The 18488-nt window shown below is 42.3% G+C and carries 20 protein-coding genes; all 20 read left to right on the forward strand.

Annotation, left to right across the window (positions count from 1 at the left end):
- Positions 1 to 43: 43 nt before the first annotated feature.
- The 20 genes from MKS83_RS15690 to MKS83_RS15785 all read left to right on the forward strand — a co-directional run bounded on the left by MKS83_RS15690 (position 44) and on the right by MKS83_RS15785 (position 18485).
- Positions 44 to 841, forward strand: coding sequence for a sulfite exporter TauE/SafE family protein (locus MKS83_RS15690; RefSeq protein WP_223711887.1), 798 nt, complete (start codon positions 44 to 46; stop codon positions 839 to 841).
- Positions 842 to 853: 12 nt separating this feature from the next.
- Positions 854 to 2113: an FAD/NAD(P)-binding oxidoreductase gene (locus MKS83_RS15695; protein WP_240580399.1), complete on the forward strand. Its 1260-nt coding sequence runs from the start codon at positions 854 to 856 to the stop codon at positions 2111 to 2113.
- A gap of 97 nt (positions 2114 to 2210) precedes the next feature.
- Positions 2211 to 3629, forward strand: a complete 1419-nt coding sequence (locus MKS83_RS15700; protein ID WP_223711885.1) for an MBL fold metallo-hydrolase — start codon at positions 2211 to 2213, stop codon at positions 3627 to 3629.
- A gap of 11 nt (positions 3630 to 3640) precedes the next feature.
- Entirely contained in the window at positions 3641 to 3970 is a 330-nt protein-coding gene (locus tag MKS83_RS15705; protein ID WP_223711884.1) for a rhodanese-like domain-containing protein, read from the forward strand.
- A 26-nt stretch (positions 3971 to 3996) separates the two neighbouring features.
- A complete protein-coding gene (locus tag MKS83_RS15710) occupies positions 3997 to 4200 on the forward strand; it encodes a hypothetical protein (protein ID WP_240580400.1) in 204 nt (67 codons plus the stop codon).
- Positions 4184 to 4408: a DUF6132 family protein gene (locus MKS83_RS15715; protein WP_223711882.1), complete on the forward strand. Its 225-nt coding sequence runs from the start codon at positions 4184 to 4186 to the stop codon at positions 4406 to 4408. The genes MKS83_RS15710 and MKS83_RS15715 overlap by 17 nt, the downstream gene beginning before the upstream one ends.
- Complete coding sequence (gene trxA / locus MKS83_RS15720) at positions 4383 to 4676, forward strand: thioredoxin (RefSeq protein ID WP_223711881.1); 294 nt, start codon at positions 4383 to 4385, stop codon at positions 4674 to 4676. The genes MKS83_RS15715 and trxA overlap by 26 nt, the downstream gene beginning before the upstream one ends.
- A gap of 8 nt (positions 4677 to 4684) precedes the next feature.
- Entirely contained in the window at positions 4685 to 5248 is a 564-nt protein-coding gene (locus MKS83_RS15725) for a YeeE/YedE family protein (protein WP_223711880.1), read from the forward strand.
- An 11-nt stretch (positions 5249 to 5259) separates the two neighbouring features.
- The gene (locus MKS83_RS15730) at positions 5260 to 5760 is read left to right on the forward strand and encodes a DUF6691 family protein (protein ID WP_223711879.1); all 501 of its coding nucleotides are present in this window, start codon (positions 5260 to 5262) and stop codon (positions 5758 to 5760) included.
- Positions 5761 to 5891: 131 nt separating this feature from the next.
- Complete coding sequence (locus MKS83_RS15735) at positions 5892 to 7364, forward strand: MBL fold metallo-hydrolase (protein ID WP_223711878.1); 1473 nt, start codon at positions 5892 to 5894, stop codon at positions 7362 to 7364.
- A gap of 430 nt (positions 7365 to 7794) precedes the next feature.
- Entirely contained in the window at positions 7795 to 8214 is a 420-nt protein-coding gene (locus MKS83_RS15740) for a hypothetical protein (RefSeq protein WP_223711876.1), read from the forward strand.
- A 127-nt stretch (positions 8215 to 8341) separates the two neighbouring features.
- Entirely contained in the window at positions 8342 to 9712 is a 1371-nt protein-coding gene (locus tag MKS83_RS15745) for a TolC family protein (protein WP_240583200.1), read from the forward strand.
- A gap of 10 nt (positions 9713 to 9722) precedes the next feature.
- Positions 9723 to 12899, forward strand: coding sequence for an efflux RND transporter permease subunit (locus MKS83_RS15750; protein ID WP_223711874.1), 3177 nt, complete (start codon positions 9723 to 9725; stop codon positions 12897 to 12899).
- Between the two features lie 23 nt (positions 12900 to 12922).
- Positions 12923 to 14032: an efflux RND transporter periplasmic adaptor subunit gene (locus MKS83_RS15755; protein ID WP_223711873.1), complete on the forward strand. Its 1110-nt coding sequence runs from the start codon at positions 12923 to 12925 to the stop codon at positions 14030 to 14032.
- 4 nt (positions 14033 to 14036) lie between these two features.
- The gene (locus MKS83_RS15760) at positions 14037 to 14603 is read left to right on the forward strand and encodes a TlpA family protein disulfide reductase (RefSeq protein WP_223711872.1); all 567 of its coding nucleotides are present in this window, start codon (positions 14037 to 14039) and stop codon (positions 14601 to 14603) included.
- A gap of 24 nt (positions 14604 to 14627) precedes the next feature.
- Positions 14628 to 15074 carry a protein-disulfide reductase DsbD N-terminal domain-containing protein gene (locus tag MKS83_RS15765; RefSeq protein WP_223711871.1) on the forward strand — a complete coding sequence of 149 codons (447 nt, stop codon included), beginning with the start codon at positions 14628 to 14630 and terminating at the stop codon, positions 15072 to 15074.
- A 10-nt stretch (positions 15075 to 15084) separates the two neighbouring features.
- The gene (locus tag MKS83_RS15770; RefSeq protein ID WP_223711870.1) at positions 15085 to 16767 is read left to right on the forward strand and encodes a protein-disulfide reductase DsbD family protein; all 1683 of its coding nucleotides are present in this window, start codon (positions 15085 to 15087) and stop codon (positions 16765 to 16767) included.
- 17 nt (positions 16768 to 16784) lie between these two features.
- A complete protein-coding gene (locus tag MKS83_RS15775; protein ID WP_223711869.1) occupies positions 16785 to 17363 on the forward strand; it encodes a TlpA family protein disulfide reductase in 579 nt (192 codons plus the stop codon).
- 18 nt (positions 17364 to 17381) lie between these two features.
- Entirely contained in the window at positions 17382 to 18008 is a 627-nt protein-coding gene (locus tag MKS83_RS15780; RefSeq protein ID WP_223711868.1) for a TlpA family protein disulfide reductase, read from the forward strand.
- Positions 18009 to 18026: 18 nt separating this feature from the next.
- Positions 18027 to 18485: a DsrE family protein gene (locus MKS83_RS15785; protein WP_223711867.1), complete on the forward strand. Its 459-nt coding sequence runs from the start codon at positions 18027 to 18029 to the stop codon at positions 18483 to 18485.
- The last annotated feature ends 3 nt before the right edge of the window (positions 18486 to 18488 follow it).

An 18488-nucleotide genomic window follows, 5' to 3' on the forward strand; every position in this document is an offset into this window, starting at 1 on the left:
TTTTTTGAATTGATGCAAATTTGTAGTATCAATTCAGAAAACTATGGATTTAGCGGGTTATTCGGCATCAATTTTTATTGGTATTTCTTTAGGACTAATCGGCGGAGGTGGCAGTATTCTTACAGTTCCGGTGCTGGTGTACCTATTTAACCTCGATGCCGTATTAGCTACTGCTTATTCTCTTTTTATCGTTGGTGCAACAAGTGTTGTCGGTTCCTTTTCTTATTTCAGAAAAGGATTGGTTCATATCAAAACAGCCATTGTTTTCGGTATCCCATCTATTGCCGCCATTTTTCTGACCAGACAATACCTACTTCCTGCTATTCCGCAGGATATCTTCACGTTCGCTAATTTCACGCTATCCAAGAATATCCTACTTATGTTGCTTTTTGCTGTATTGATGATTGCAGCTTCTTACAGCATGATTAAGAATGACAGGCTTGCCATTGGTGAACCACGGCAAGATCTGCCACTTGATTTTTTTCAAATTTTTACACAGGGCATTTTCATAGGAGTTGTAACCGGGCTGATTGGCGCAGGTGGCGGCTTCCTGATTATCCCTGCTTTGGTAAACCTGCTGAAATTGCCGATGAAAACCGCCGTAGGGACATCATTGGTAATTATCTCTATTAATTCTCTAATGGGATTTCTGTTTTCCCTGTCTCATACATCGGTACAATGGGGATTTTTATTGAGCATAGCATCTATTGCCATCATCGGCATTTTGATAGGCAGTTACCTTTCTACCAAAATTAAAGCAGACAAGCTAAAACCCGCTTTCGGCTGGTTTGTACTCGTCATGGGTATATATATCATCATTAAGGAAACATGGTTACACTAAAATCATAGTAATATGGAAAAGCATTTTCAAATCTTGATTATCGGCGGAGGAACCGCAGGAATTATGGTTGCTGCTCAATTAAAGAAAAAACAATCCAGTTTGACTATTGGCATTATTGAACCCTCCGAAAAGCATTACTATCAACCCGCCTTTACATTAGTAGGTGCAGGCACATACAAGATGGAGAATACCGTAAGGCAGGAAGCATCGCTCATACCTCCGGGCGTGGAATGGATGAAAGATAAGGCTACTGGATTTCTACCCAAAGAAAACAAAATAGAAACCGAAAAAAGCGGAAGTATCGGATATGATTATTTGGTAGTTGCTCCGGGGCTGGTGTATGACCTATCAATGATTGCAGGTTTGGAAGAAGCCTTAAATAAAGGTGTAGTTTGCAGCAACTACATAGACCCTGAATATACATGGAAATGTTTACAGGAGTTCAAAGGTGGCAATGCCATTTTCACCCAGCCCACCACACCGATTAAATGCGGCGGCGCACCACAGAAGATTATGTACCTCGCAGCCGACTATTTTAAGAGAAAAGGGCTGGATAAAAAAACGAATTTGGTCTTTGCTACGCCGGGTTCTGTCATTTTCGGCGTAAAGGTAATCGCCGATACCCTGATGAAAGTTATTCATCGGTATAACGTCCATTTTAAACCTTTTTATGCGCCTGTTCGGATTGACCCGGATAAGAAGATTGCTTACTTCCAAAATATAGCACCCGATGAAAACAAATGTGTGGTAAATGAGGGTAACGTTTTAGGCGAACGGATACAAGGGCAATCGGTTATTGAGATACCTTTTGATTTTCTCCACTTGGCTCCGCCACAGGTTGCGCCTGAATTTGTGCGAACATCCGGCTTATGCAACGAAGCAGGTTGGCTCAATGTCGATATTAACAGCATGCAGCACAAAACGTACCCCAACATTTTCGGCTTAGGAGATGTAGCAGCATTGCCAACAGCAAAGACGGGTGCAGCCATTCGCAAACAGGCTCCGGTGGTGGTGGATAATATTTTAAAATTACTTGCCCATAAGCCAGCAGATAATAAGTCTTACGATGGCTATTCTTCATGCCCATTGGTTACGGGGTATGGTAAAATGACATTGGCTGAATTTAATTATAAGAATGAGTTTACGCCCGACCCGATGCTAAAGTATATGTTAGTATTCAATAGTGCTAAAGAGCATTGGCGTTTGTGGCTACTCAAAAAATATATGCTGCCATATATGTACTGGAATAAGATGATGAAAGGCAAAATGTAATCTTCCGGTTCTTGTGTAACTAAAGTAGCTGTTCAGGAATAATATATAGAGGAAATTTGTAGTAACAAAAAGAATGATAACGATAAAATAAAGCAGTATGTTTTTTCAACACGTTTATGATAAGAGTTTAGCACAGGGCAGTTATGTAATAGGCTGTCAGGCTACGGGCGAAGCAATCGTAATAGATGCCCAAAGAGATACAGATATATATATCGACATCGCAAAGCAGAACAATCTACGTATTACCCATATCGCCGAAACCCATATACACGCAGATTTTCTTTGCGGGTCAAGGGAACTGGCGGCAGTAACCGGGGCAACAATGTACCTCTCGGACGAGGGCGGCGAAGATTGGCAATATCAGTTCCCGCACAATGGACTGAAAGACGGTGATATTATCAGGGTCGGTAACCTCACATTGGAAATAATGCACACACCTGGTCACACGCCGGAAAGCATCAGCTTTTTACTGACTGACCACCCGGCTACGGATAAACCCGTAATGGTGTTCACAGGTGATTTTGTTTTTGTCGGCGATATAGGTCGCCCCGATTTACTGGAAAAAGCCGCAGGGCTTATCGGAACAAAAGAAGCCGGGGCAGAACAGATGTTCCGGTCACTGAAAAAGTTTGCTGCGCTTCCCGAATACGTTCAGGTATGGTCGGCACATGGTGCAGGCTCTGCCTGTGGCAAGGCTTTGGGTGCTGTCCCAAGTTCTACCGTGGGCTATGAAAAAATCCGCAATTGGGCATTGCAGTACGGGGACGATGAAAAGGGGTTTATCGAAAACCTTTTGGCAGACCAGCCCGAACCACCGAAATATTTTGCGATGATGAAGCATCTGAACAAAGTGAACCGTCCATTGCTGATTGAAGTTCCGAAACATCCGAAGCTATCCAAAGTGCAGTTTATATCTGCCTACGAAAAAGGTATCAAGGTTATTGACACCCGTAATAAAGCGGATTTTGCCAAAGGCTTTATCCCCGGCAGCCTCAACATACAGGGCAATAACGCCTTTTCTACGTGGTGCGGCTGGCTGCTCAACTATCGGGAGCAGTTTATCCTAATAGCCGATGAAAACCAAATGGAAGATTTGACCCGTAAACTGATGCGTATTGGGATGGATAATATGTATGGTTTCATTTCCGATATAGACGATTTAGGCATGGAGCTTCAGACCGCAGATGTCATTTCATTAGACGAGTTTAAAACTTACATTGGCAAAGACAATACACAGATAGTTGATGTCCGTGGAGCGACAGAATACGAGGCAGGACATATTGAGGGAGCGGATAATGTTTTTGTAGGAACCTTGCCGGACAACTTGGATAAAATAAGTAAAGACAAACAAGTAGTTATTCATTGTCAGTCGGGCGACCGTTCATCCATAGCTTATTCTATACTTGCCAAAAACGGGTTTGAAAACGTAAAGAATTTTTCAGGCGGCATGAAAGCATGGTTGGCAGCAGAGGGTAAAACAATTAGGTGCAATGGAGCATCTTGCACAAACGCTTAAAATTTAATGTTATGGGATTTTTTTCAGCCTTATTCGGAAGCACAGACAACAGCCAGCTCACGGAAGCAATTAAAAACGGTGCATTCTTAGTTGATGTACGCACACCTTCTGAATTTGCGGGTGGTAGCGTAAAAGGAGCAGTAAATATTCCGTTGGATAAATTGCCGGAACAGTTATCAAAGTTCATAGCAAGGAAGAACATTGTGGTATTTTGCCGTAGTGGAAACAGAAGCGGTCAGGCAAAGAATATTTTAGAGCAAAACGGCTTTGAACAGGTTATCAACGGTGGAACTTGGCAAAATGTAAATCAGGTGGTAAATCAAGAAAGCGAGCAATCATGAAAGGATATTTAAGAAACTGGAACTTTATGCGTGTACTACGCTTCGCATTAGGTATTATTGTTATTGTACAGGGCATTATGGATAATGAATGGCTGCTCGTGGGGTTAGGCGCTTTATTCTCTTTGATGCCATTAATGAATATCGGTTGCTGTGGCGTATCGGGTTGTAAAACAACTGCTCCGAGAGGTGCTAAAAAAATAGAAGATATATCGTATGAAGAAGTTCGCTAAAAAACATTTTCTCACCTTAATAGGAATAGCTATCGGCGCAATTGCAGGCTATTTATACTGGTGCTTTATAGGGTGCAGTACAGGTAGTTGTGCCATTACATCCAATCCCATTAACAGTACACTTTATGGGGCTGCAATGGCTGGGTTACTCTTATCAACCTTTAAAAAAGACAAAAAAGAATATGACGTTTCAGGAAATAATAAATAGCGAAAAACCTGTATTGGTTGATTTTTTTGCGGAATGGTGCGGACCCTGCAAAATGATGGCTCCTGTACTGGAGGAATTAAAGCAACGCATAGGTGAAAATGCGAGTATTATTAAAATTGATGTGGACAAGAACCCGCAGGCGGCAGCCGCTTATCAGGTTCGGGGCGTACCTACCCTTATTATATTTAAAAAGGGAGAAATACGCTGGCGGCAATCCGGCGTTTTTCCAGCAAATGAATTAGAAAGATTGATTAACGAAAACATATAAAACAGAAAATGTTAGAATTTTTGAAACAACCCTGGGCTTGGTACGTTGCTGGCCCGTTGGTCGGGCTGACCGTACCATTGCTTTTAATAATTGGTAACAAATCCTTTGGTATCAGTTCTTCGTTAAGACATATATGCGCCTCATGTATGCCCGCAAATATTTCATTCTTTAAATACGACTGGAAAAAAGAAGCGTGGAACCTGTTTTTTGTATTCGGGATATTTTTAGGTGGGGTAATTGCCATTAACCTGCTGTCAGATCCCGCGCCCATCGAGGTCAACCCAAAGTTAGCGCAGGAGTTGTCAGGGTACGGCATTACAAACTATAACAACCTAATTCCTCAAGATATTATCAACTGGCAATCCTTATTAACCCCAAAGGGTTTTATTCTAATGGTTGTCGGTGGTTTTTTAGTCGGTTTTGGCACACGTTACGCAGGTGGCTGCACAAGCGGACATGCCATCATGGGCTTATCGAATTTACAGTTGCCCTCGTTAATTGCTACCATTTGTTTTATGGTTGGTGGCTTCATTATGGCGAACCTCATATTACCGCTTATACTTTCATTATAACCTGACAAATTATGCAATTACATAGAGATACAGAAAAAGATTTACAGCTTCGTGAAACGGATGCAATGTGCGTCAACGAAAGCCGTTTAGAACATAAATGGTATCATAACCTCAAATATCTGATAGTAGGCGTGCTTTTCGGTATCGTATTCGTAAAATCAGAGGTAATAAGCTGGTTCCGCATACAGGAAATGTTTCGCCTGCAATCATTTCACATGTACGGCATTATCGGAAGTGCGGTTATTACAGGAATGATTTCCGTTTTCCTGATAAAAAAGTTCAACATCAAAACCATATACGGGGAGCCTATTAAAATTGCACCTAAAAAATTCAATAAAGGGCAAATCATTGGAGGCTTAATTTTTGGCTTTGGATGGGCTATGACCGGAGCCTGTCCGGGTCCGCTTTTTGCTCAAATTGGAACAGGGGCTACCGTTGTCGCCGTTACCTTGTTGAGCGCCATTGCTGGCACATGGGTTTACGGCTTGTTAAGGGAGAAACTACCTCATTAAAGCAACGAGTATTAAATGGTCAAAAACCCTGTTTAAATACTTATAAGTCATCTTATGTAACAAAAGTTACAGTACGTGGCATACAGATAGGCTAAATTTGTGGGTTACAAATTTAAAAAGAATGATGACTTATGTTGCACACAATAAGATTAACAACGATTATTTTTCTGTTTACGTTGTTAGGACAAGTTAATAAATTGCATGCCCAAAGCTATTTTTTCGAGCGTGTATATGATGAAACACTGTCACAGGCAAGTTTTGTGATAGGCGATTTAAAAACCAAAGAAGCTATTGTGGTTGACCCCAAACGGGATATAGATACCTATTTGGAAATTGCTAAAACCAACAATCTCACCATTACTAAAGTAACTGAAACCCACATTCATGCCGATTTTTTAAGCGGTTCCCGTGAGTTGGCAGCCGCCACCAAAGCCGAATTGTTACTTTCTGATGAGGGTGGAACAGACTGGCAATATCAGTTTCAGCACACAGGACTAAAAGACGGTAGCATTATCTCAATCGGTCAGGTAGAACTGAAAGTAATGCACACACCTGGTCATACGCCTGAAAGTATTACTTTTTTGGTAAGCGATACAAAAGTACCCGCTACGCCTCAAAGAGCCATTACAGGTGATTTCATTTTCGTGGGTAACGTTGGACGTCCCGACTTATTGGAAAAGGCAGCAGGTCAAATCGGGTCACAAGAGCAAGGAGCCAGGCAGCTTTATGCTTCCATTCAAAAATTTTCCAAATTACCGGATGAGTTGGAAATATGGGCTGGACACGGAGCAGGTTCATTTTGTGGAAAGAGCCTAAGTACTATTCCGCATTCTACATTAAAGGAAGAAAAGCAGAATAGCAAAGCCTTTCAGTTTAAAAATGATGAAAATGGCTTTGTAAAATATATTTTAGACGGGCAACCAGCACCGCCGAAATATTTTGCGGTAATGAAGCAATTAAACAAGGCAGAACGTCCGTTGCTGATACAAGTTCCGATATATCCGAAATTGGATGCTAAGGCATTTAGGCAATCAATAGATGATAACCTGCTCATTATTGATACACGCAATAAAGAAGTGGTAGCGAAAGGGAATATCCCGAATAGCCTGCATATAGAAAATGGCAAATCAATCAGCACTTGGCTGGGTTCTTTAGCCGATTATCAGCAGCAGCTGGTATTGATAACAGAGGAAAGCAAAACAGAAGATTTAACCCGGAAACTAATGCGTATCGGAATGGATAATATCTATGGTTTTGTCACCGACTTAGATAACATGAATATCAAGCTGGAGCAATCTGACCTCGTGAGTGCGGAAGAACTCGAAAAGCATATAGGTAAAAACGATATTCAAATCATAGACGTAAGAAGCGATAGCGAATATGAAAGCGGGCATATCAAAGGGGTCAATCATATAGTACTAACCTCGTTGGAAAATAACTTGGATAAAATCAATACTGACAAACCTGTTATTGTACATTGTCAAAGCGGATTACGTGCTGCGATGGCTTACTCTTTACTGAAAAGAAAAGGCATAAAAAACCTACGCATGTACTTAGGAGGGATTAATGAATGGTCGGAAAAAAATAAAGAATTGGTTAAGTAGTGAATGACGAGCAGTTGCATACTTTCATTGCAAGGAAATTATCAGCGTAAGTCTTTTCTGAAAATCTGAAAAGCCCAGATAATTAAGAAAAAGCCTATCCCTGTTACTGTTGGCGGTAATATTCCTGCGGATATCCCTAAATATATCATTACCACTGCTGTAATAGCTAATAAAATACAAATAATATCAATGGTTCGCTTACGTCTCATAGCTAAAAGAATTAAGAAATGTTCCTCTAAAGTTGGCGCAAAGTTTATGCCATACGATTTTATACATAATTTCATCGACACCTATGGCGCAGGAATAATAATAAAAACGTGCAGCTTTATTGGCATACTTAAACGTATTTCACCAATTTTCGTGTTAAAAAAGCATAAAATGGACAGAATTGTTTGTACCCTTAATTAAATAAAACTATTTTTGTGAATTGATGGATAAGAATATATCAAATATTTTAGCAAGTTGTAAGCGATACTTTTTTGTGTTCGCTGCAATGCTTTTGGTATTACTTACGTCCTGTGCGGTCAAGACAAGTCTCAAAAATTTGGCTGGTATTCCTACCAAGACCGAACGGAGCATACCTAAAGGCAGCCAATCCTATTCTTCAAATACATTTGAAAACTGTACCCAGCTTAATACTGCTGATATTTCAATCGTTCAAAAGGTTTCATTTCATGCGAACGATTTATTGCCAGCCGTTATTCTCACGGCTGCATTCCTATTTATTTTCGGTTTACGTCCAGTAAACAAAGAAAACAAACACCCCCTTTACAGTGGCAGTGGTAAAATCCGCAGTTCAATTCCTATCTTCTTGGAATACCGGAAACTCATTATCCATTACGCCAGCTAATTCCTTTTTTCCCTGTTGACCGTACCTGTTCAATGGGTCGAATTTCTATTGATTTCATTTTAAAATAATTTAAGGTCGTGCTTTACGACCTATCCAAAATTTGTAAAGTAATATGATAAAACATATTATGGCGACCACATTATTGTGGATTGCCGTTGTTGCTGCATTTCCAATCTATGCGCAGCAGCAAAAGGAAAATACGTTAGGCAGCTTATGGTCTAAGGTAGAAGAAAATTATCCGGGCATTGGCGCAAAAACATCTGCCATTGATGCCGCAAAACTCAATCAAGAGGCGGTTAAGGGCAAAATGCTCCCACAGGTAAAAGCACAAGCACAGAATACCTACGGAACCTACGAGGGAAGCGCAGGCGCATTTTTTCCGCAGGCAGGTTTTTTCAATGTCAGTGGTTCAGCAGTCCCATTGGATGGTAGTTCTACCGCCGCCAATACTTTTGGTTCTGCTACTGTGGAATGGGAATTATTCTCTTTCGGAAAACTCCGTAAGCAGAACGAAGCTGCTGGAGCTTTATATAATAAATCGGTAAGCGATAAGGATGCTTACCTGCTCAATCTGAAAAAGACTTTATCCGAAAGGTACATTGCGCTTTTGTACAACGAAGCCAAACTGCAATGGACGGAAAAGAATGCGGAACGTCTTGACGACATTCGCAAAATAACGTCCGGCTTATCTGCATCGGGTTTACGCCCTGCTGCAGACAGCCTCCTTGCATCATCATCCTATGTACAGGCAATGGGCGAACACGATAAATGGAACGGTTTTAAAAGTGCCTCTTACATTAAACTATTGGAACTGTACGGCAATGACACGGTTAATTATACGGCATCTGCCGACCGTTTTGGCAATCCTGCCCAAAACAATTTAAACAAATTAAATACCATCAATCCCTCACATCCCATTTTAGATGCTTTAGATAAGCAATCCGAGTACTATACATTGAGTGGTGAGGCACAAAAAAGGTCTTCTTTGCCCTCAATAAATCTATTAGGTGGCTATGCGTACCGTGGTACGGGTATAGGAACTAACGGTAGGGTATCAGGTGCATGGAAAGACGGGTTTAATAATACCACCAATAACGTTTTGGCGGGTATCGGTATCACCTGGAATTTAACAAGTCTGTACACCAATCGTAAAAAAGGAGAACAGCTTTTTAAAGAAGCGGAAAGCACTAAGTATCTGCATTCGCAATACGAACAGGCGATGCAGGCAGATTTGTCCGCTTCGCAGGCAAAAATCATGCAGCAGTATGAGCAACTTAGGAAAACAAAACTTGCGGTTCAGCAATCGCAGGATGCTTACAATATGTACCTCGCAAGGTACAAAAGCGGTTTAATCACGTTGAGCGAACTTTTACAGATACGCATTTTGCTGGAACAGGCAGAGAACGCCCACATCGAGGCTTCCCGTGAGTATTGGGTACTGCTCGCTTACGAAGCAGAGCTAACTGCTGATTTTGACTTTTTGTTTAACAACCTTTAAATAATCGTATATGAACATTATAAGATTTGCGTTAAGAAAGCCCATTGCGATTATGGTTGTCGTACTGGCGATAGCATTCTTTTCGTATAATACCATAAAAAAAATTAACGTAGATATATTTCCTGAAGTGGAATTGCCTGCGATGTATGTTGCCATGCCTTATGGCGGTTTATCGCCAGCATATATGGATGGCTTTATGGCAAACGAGTTCCAAAAGGTACTCCTGTTTGTCAGTGGCGTAAAAAATATTGATTTTAAAAGCGTACAGGGTTTGACCCTGATGAAGCTGACCTTTTATCCCGGAACCGATATGTCGCAGGCTGCCGGAGAGGTATCAACATCCGTTTCACGGGCAATGGGCTTCCTGCCGCCCGGAGCCGTCCCCCCGATGGTGGTACGCTTTGACGGTAGTTCGCTCCCTGTGGGTAACCTCGTGTTTGAAAGCGACCAGCGTTCCGTAAATGAAATACAGACATTGGCACTGACCAAAATAAGACCGATGTTCGTACAAATTCCCGGTATTACTTCTCCTGCGCCTTTTGGCGGGAACATCCGTTCCATTGTCATTAACATTGACCCCGAAGCGATGCAGGCGAACGGATTAAGCCCCGAAGATATTACGGTAGCCATTACCAAGAACAGTCTTCCGTCACCTGCCGGAAATATCCGCATTGATAATGAGAACCTGATGGCTCCCATTAACTCCATTGCCAAAGGACCCGAAGAATTGTTGAAAACCCCTGTAAGAACAAGCGATAACCGTACTGTATATGTGGGCGATGTTGCTCGTGTGGAGGACGGAGCCGACCAAACCGTGGGCTACGCTTTGGTAAATGGTAAACGTTCGGTTTACTTGCCTATTATCAAAAAAGCGGATGCCTCTACTTTGGATGCAGTGGAAAACCTAAAGGCAGCTATCCCGATGCTGAAAGACCAGCTACCGGAAGATGTAAAGGTCAGCTATGAGTTTGACCAATCCAATTATATCGAGCGTTCCCTTTCCAATCTGATACACGAGGGAATTTTGGGAGCGGTATTTACAGGGTTGATGATATTATTGTTCTTAGGCGATACCCGTGGGGCTATCATTGTGGTACTGACCATACCGATTGCCATTCTTGCAGCCGTGACCACATTGTACCTTTTCGGGCAGACCATTAATATTATGACATTGAGCGGGCTTGCCCTGTCCATCGGTATCCTGGTCGATGAAGCCACGGTAACGATAGAGAACATTCACCAGCACATGGAAATGGGTAAAAAGAAACAGCGAGCCATTATAGATGCTTTGCTTGAAATCTCTATCCCCAAATTGCTGATATTGCTGTGTATCCTTGCGGTATTGACCCCTGCATTTATTATGGCAGGTATTCCGAAAGATATGTTTATGCCTTTGTCTATGGCGGTTGCCTTTGCGATGATTGCATCCTTTTTGGCGTCACAGACCTTTGTCCCGATACTGGCAAACTGGATGATGAAAAACAAGCACAACACGGAAGCCAACACACCGAGAAAGCGGGCTTTTTTCGATAAGTTCCGGGTAAACTATTCGTTTAAAATGCGTAAATGGTCAACCAAAGCCATACCGCTTTTCGTGGTCTATGTATTGGTTGCTGGTGCAATTTCAGGCTTATTATTGACTGTTGTAGGCACGGACGTAATGCCCGTTTCCAATAACGGCGATTTTCAGATACGAATAGATGCTCCGTCAGGAAGCAGGCTCGAAAAGACCGAGCAGATTGTCAAAGATATTACGGAGGATATTAAGGCTGAACTCCCTGAAAACGGATTGAACATTACCTCCGCATTTGTAGGGATGCACCCCGCAGGTTCACCTATCAACCCGATATTCCTTTTTAGTAATGCTTCTCACGAAGCCGTGCTGCAAATTTCGGTCAATAAAGAGGTGTACGGCGGTTCGATGGAAGATTTTAAAGAGAAAGTCCGTCAAAAGATTATCAAGAAGCATCCCGAAGTTGCTTTCAATTTTGAGCCGATGGAACTGACCGAAAAAATCATGGGTCAGGGAGCGATGACACCTATTGAGGTTAAAGTCGGAGCAGGTCAGGTAAAAGGTGCTTATGCCCACGCATCAAAGATTGAGGCAAACCTCAAAAAAGTTCCTTATCTGCGTGATGTACGCATTGCGGAACCTGTTGCCTATCCGAGTATGGAAATCGAGGTAAACCGTGACCTTGCCGGGCAGTTCGGGCTGACGATGCAGGATATTACCCGCAGTCTTGTTACGGCTACCTCATCTACCCGCTTTACCGATAAAAACCTTTGGATAGACCCGAAATCGGGATTAGTATTCCAAACACAGGTACAGATACCGGAGGGTATTATGTCGGAGGAAAGATTGCGCTCACTTCCGTTGAAAGCGGGAAGTCTTCGCCCGGTACTGGAAGATGTGGCAACTATCCGCAGGGTAACGGCTCCGGCACAGGTCAACCGTAAAGGTCCGAACCGATACGTGACCATTGTAGCCAATCTGTATGATAAGGATTTGGGTACGGCTTCAAGGGCAGTAAAGCAGGCGATTAAAGATGCAGGCGAAGCACCCCGTGGCACGGTTGTATGGACAGAGGGAACGTTACAATTGTTGGATGATACATTAGGGAGTTTATTGGCAGGTTTAGGAGTGGCGATTATCGCTATATTCCTGATGCTATCGGCTTACTACCAATCGTTCAAAGTGCCTTTGATTATCCTATCGGTATTACCTGCTGTGATTGCGGGAAGCCTTATTATTCTATTCCTGACAGGTAGCACGCTTAACCTCCAGTCCTATATGGGTATTATTATGTCGCTTGGGGTATCGGTTTCCAATGCGGTTTTATTGGTTAATCAAGCTGAATATTACCGTACAAAAATGGCGTTAAGACCTATTAATGCCGCAAGGCTGGCAGCTTCGTCAAGGTTAAGACCTGTATTGATGACTGCCGCAGCGATGCTTGCCGGGATGCTGCCGATGGCATTGGGCTTAGGCGATGGCGCAGAGCAGGTAGCACCATTGGGCAGGGCTGTTATTGGTGGACTGATTGCCTCTACCGTAACCATCCTGTTATTGGTTCCGCATTTCTTTTCATCTATGATGTCAAGAACGAAAGTAATTAGCCCGTCATTAGACCCTGACGATTGTGAGAGCAGGTATTATGCAGAACAATCCGGTAAACAAACGATATAATAAACTTTAAAATAATCATCACAATGTATCATAGCATTTCAATCAATAGAAAATCGACAGTAGTATTGGCACTGACTGCATCGCTGGTATTACTGCTTTCGGCTTGCTCCCACAAAGAAAAGGAAAAAGAACAAGTTAAAACCGAACAGCCCAGGGCGGTAAATTATAAAACGGCTCCGGTACAGTTTATCAATCCCGAATATGAAATTTCTGTACCGGCAGAACTGAAACCCTACGAGCAGGTAGCCGTATTTGCTAAGGTTACGGGCTTTGTTCAAAAAATGTACGTTGACCGTGGTGACCGGGTGCGCAAAGGGCAGCTTTTAGCGGTATTGGAAGCACCGGAAATGCAACAGGAATACCTGTCAAGTAAATCATCGGAGCAAAAAGTATATAGTGATTACCTCTATGCTAAACAAGCGTATGACCGATTGGTTACCGCTTCCAAAACAACGGGAGCCGTTGCGGATATTGAACTGGACAGGGCAAAAAGTGCAATGGAAAGTGCCAAATCTTCTTATGATGCCTCAAAAGCAGGTACAGCACATTCTTCACAGTTGCAACAGTACCTGCGCATCACAGCACCATTTGATGGGATTATTACAGAGCGTAATGTTTCGGTTGGTGCTTTGGCAGGAACAGGGGGCAACATGCCTTTATTCATGATGGCACAGGGCAATAAGCTACGCTTAACCTTATCACTGCCGGAAAAACACGCAGCATCTGTAAAACAGGGAATGCCCGCAACATTTACAGTCAGTTCACAACCGGGTAAAACATTCGATGCCAAACTTTCCCGTACATCAGGATTGCTCGACCAGAAAGACCGTTCCCTTACACTGGAGTTTGACGTGAGCAATCCAGTAGGCGAATTACAGGGGGGCGATTACGCACAGGTCAAATTGAAATTGCAGCGTAAAAGTCCATCCTATTGGGTAAACAATAAATCCGTTTTGAATACCCAATCGGGAATGTATGTATTAACAATGAACAACGATGAAGTAAAACGTATAGCTGTAAAAGAGGGCATCCGTTTAGATACGCTGACAGAGGTTTACGGCAATCTTGCGCCGGAGGATAAAATCATCTTGAAACCATCGGAAGAAATCAAAGAGGGTAAAATAAAAAAATAAGAGCATGAAAATGAATATCAAAAAATTAGCCTTACTTCCCCTGATAGTCATTACGGGATTAGCATACGCATCAATGAATGGAAATAGTATTGATAGAAAATTGAACGCAAATCAGAACACTAATGGCGGACGGCCATTAGTGTCCGAGGCGCAGGAAACGCCTGACTTAAAGTTTAAGGACGAGAATGGTAAATCCGTTTCGTTGCATTCCTTAAAAGGAAAAGTGGTCTTTATCAATCTTTGGGCTACATGGTGTCCGCCCTGCATACACGAAATGCCATCCATCAACGAACTGCGGAAGAACTTTAAGGATAACAAAGATTTAGTATTCCTTATGGTGGATGTAGATGGAAATATAGAAAAGTCCAAAAAATGGATGCAAGGTAAAAAGTTTGACTTACCTGTTTATATTCCCGATGGCGATATACCCCGTGACTTATTCACAGGTTCTATCCCCACAACTATAATAGTAGACAAGAAAAATAATATCATCGGCAGGCAGGTCGGCGGTGCAGACTACATGTCGCAGGAAGTGCTTGACCTGATGAAGAAACTGCTGGATGAAAAATAATAATGAACCCTAAAATGTAATACAATGAAAAAGATAATATTTTTTGTGGCATTTGTATTCCTAAGTGCCACATCTTTCGGACAGATATTAAAGCCTGTCAAATGGTCTTATGCTGCAAAACGTACCAGCGATAAAGAAGCCGTACTGCTTTTAAAAGCAACAATTGAAAACGGTTGGCACATCTATTCACTTTCGGTTCCTAAAGATGGTCCGCAGCCCACAAGTTTTTCGTTCCAGTCATCCAAAAGCTACCAATTGAACGGAAAAGTACTGGCGGCAAAACCGATTGTTAAACACGACCCGACTTTTGATATGCAAGTAGGTTATTACGAAAAATCTGTCGTGTTCCAGCAAAAGGTCAAACTAACAGACCAATCACCTACGGTAAAAGGTACGCTTACCTACATGGTCTGTAATGATAAGCAATGCTTACCGCCTGAAGAAGTGGCGTTCAGCATTCCTGTAAAATAAAGAATGAACTATGAGATTAATAACAAAAATACTTACGATACTAATCCTTACCGGATTGATGGCTGTTACTGCCCATGCGCAGACTGACAGCCTTGTATCGTTTGATGATGTGGAGTTTACGGACATTACGGAGCAGCCACCTGACCAGCAGGACAGTCTTGCAGCATCCGCAGATCCGCAAACTTCGGTTGTAAATGAAGATGGGGCAGCAATACAAAAAAAGGATGCCCCAGCCGATAAGAGTTCATTATGGGCAATATTCATTGCGGGTTTCATCGGCGGGTTTGCAGCATTGCTAATGCCTTGCATTTTCCCGATGCTGCCCTTGACTGTAAGTTTCTTTACCAAAAGCGCACACACCAAAGGTAAAGCGGTCATGCAGGCTATGATATACGGGTTGTCCATTATACTTATTTATGTATTATTGGGCATCCTGATTACAGTAATTTTCGGCGCTGATGCGCTCAATAGCCTGTCCACAAACGGAATATTTAATTTCGCTTTCTTCCTGCTTTTAGTCGTATTCGCCTTTTCATTTTTCGGTGCTTTTGAAATCTCATTACCTGCCTCACTTGCCAATAAATTAGACAGTAAGGCAGACCGTGGCGGATTGTTGGGGCTATTCTTTATGGCAGCAACATTAGCGGTCGTGTCGTTTTCCTGCACGGGTCCGATTATCGGAACCTTGCTGGTGCAGGCTGCTACAATGGGTGAGCTTTTAGGTCCCGCTATTGGGATGCTCGGATTTGCGCTGGCATTGGCAATCCCGTTTACGCTCTTTGCTATGTTCCCAAGCCTTTTAAAAAGTCTGCCGTCTTCGGGTGGCTGGCTCAACAGCGTAAAGATTACGCTCGGCTTTTTGGAACTGGCTCTTGCATTAAAGTTTTTAAGTAATGTTGACCTTGCCTATCATTGGAATTGGTTTGACAGGGAGGTATTTTTAGCACTGTGGATTATCATTTTCGGTTATTTAGGCTTTTACTTATTGGGTAAGCTGCGCTTTCCCGGCGACAGCCCTGCGATAAATATAAGCCTGCCAAGAATGGTGCTGTCAATGGTGGTACTCGCCTTTACCCTATACATGGTTCCGGGGCTGTGGGGCGCACCCCTCAAATCCATTTCAGCGTTTTTGCCTCCGCAGGCAACGCAGGATTTTGATTTGTACACATCTTCTTTGGGCGGCACGCTGGCAAAGCAATCCACGCACAACGAACCACGAAAATATGGCGACATATTCCATGCTCCACTAAACCTCAATGTATTCTTTGATTATGACCAGGGGTTGGAATATGCGAAAGAAGCAGGTAAGCCCGTGATGCTCGATTTTACAGGACACGCCTGTGTGAACTGCCGCAAGATGGAAGCCTCGGTATGGTCTGATAAAGACGTGCTAAGACTATTGAACGAAGAACTCGTCATTATACAGCTATATGTTGACGACAAAACAGCCTTGCCACAATCAGAACAATTTGTATCGGCATTCAGTGGCAAAAATATCCGCAGTATAGGTAATAAATGGAGCGATTTTCAGGCAAGTAAATACAACTCCAATTCACAGCCTTACTATGTGCTTTTAGACCCTGCCAGCGAAGAAATATTGGTAAATCCCATCGGAGCGGATTACGACCCGAAAAGCTATTACAGCTTTCTTCAATCGGCGATAGACAAATACAAGAATAAAAAGATTAGATAACAGTAAAATTATTCAATATGAAAATGCAATTTAAAAATTTGGCGGTTCGCTCCGGGATTTTCATTATCACAGCCCTATCATTGGCAGCGTGTGGTAACACGGATAGGAACAAGGAAAACACGGCAGCGGACGTAAATGCTCCGACTGGAGAAGTGGCAGAAAAGGAAGCTCTTGTTGCAACAACAGCGGGCATCACCTTTAAGGATGAAGCCGGGAAAACCGTAGCATTAAGTTCCTTAAAAGGCAAGGTGGTTTTCATCAACTTTTGGGCGACATGGTGTCCGCCCTGCATTCACGAAATGCCTTCTATCAACGAGCTGAAAAAATCGTACAAAGGCAATGACGATATCGTGTTCCTGATGGTGGACGTGGATAACGACATCCAAAAGTCCACCGCCTTTATGAAAGAAAAGAAATACGATTTGCCAGTGTATGTTCCTGCAAGTGAAATACCATCCGACTATTTAGGTGGTTCTATTCCCACTACGGTAATTCTTGACAAGAGCGGAGATATGATAGCCCGTATGGAGGGCGGCAGGGATTATAATAGCCCTGATATAATCAAAGCCCTGAATGAATTGGTCGAAAGCAATTAATCCATAAAAACGGCAATTATGTTAAACAATAAAGAGGTTTCAAAGAATAAACCACCTGCCAATAAATATTGGCGGTATATAAAAAAGAATGCGTTTACCATAATCATGGTAGCTATTTTGGGAATACTCATTATCAGCCCGGATGCTAAATCATTTATGCTGCGGCAGTTAATGGCAACAGGACTTTTTAATGCAAGTATGGATAAAAAAGATGCCGGAGCAGCGAACCAGGTTAACACAGATTTTGATTTTTCAGACGGTAAAGGAAGTGCTCAAAATACTTCATCATTAAGAGGCAAGGTCGTATTTATCAATTTTTGGGCTTCGTGGTGTCCGCCATGCCGGGCTGAATTTCCATCTATTGAAGCACTTTATGCTAAGTTCAAAGACAATCCGAACGTATTTTTCCTGACTATCAATCAGGATAACGACCCAGCTACCGGAAAGGCGTATTTAGATAAAGAAAAGTTTTCAGTTCCCATGTATCAGTCCAGTGGCTTCATCCCGGAAGAAATTTATTCCGGCGCACTGCCCACTACCGTTGTGTTGGATAAAAACGGGAAAGTAAGATTGCATCATACCGGATTTGCCAATTACGCATCGGAAAAATTTGTACAGCAAATGGAAGAATTAATAAATGAATAACAATTTAAAACCTTAAACATGAAAAAATTAAACAGCTTGCTCCTTATGCTATTGTGCCTAACCTCCTTTAGCGTATTGGCTCAACAACAGAAAACAGAGATAATTTTTGAACCTGCAAAAGCCCATAAGAAACATTACGATGCGCTTTATATCCTTAATGAAGCAGATGATAAAAAAATAAGAGGCATACTACGCAATATCAATAATGTATTGAGTGACGAACGGCTCAAAGGCAAACTGCATATAGAAGTAATTGCATTTTCGGACGGTGTGGAAATGTACAAGAAAAAAAATGCCTATTACGAGTTACTTGCTGCGCTAAAAGATAAGGGGGTAGTATTTGCCCAATGCTCAAAAACACTGGAGGAACGAAAAATAGAAAAGAAAGAATTGTTTGATTTTGTGCATTACGTTCCGAGCGGTAACGGAGAAATTATTTTAAGACAATACGAGGGCTGGGCGGTAGTTCATCCTTAATTC

The sequence above is a fragment of the Chryseobacterium sp. Y16C genome (genome assembly GCF_022488405.1).
In the GTDB taxonomy this organism is placed as follows: domain Bacteria; phylum Bacteroidota; class Bacteroidia; order Flavobacteriales; family Weeksellaceae; genus Chryseobacterium; species Chryseobacterium geocarposphaerae.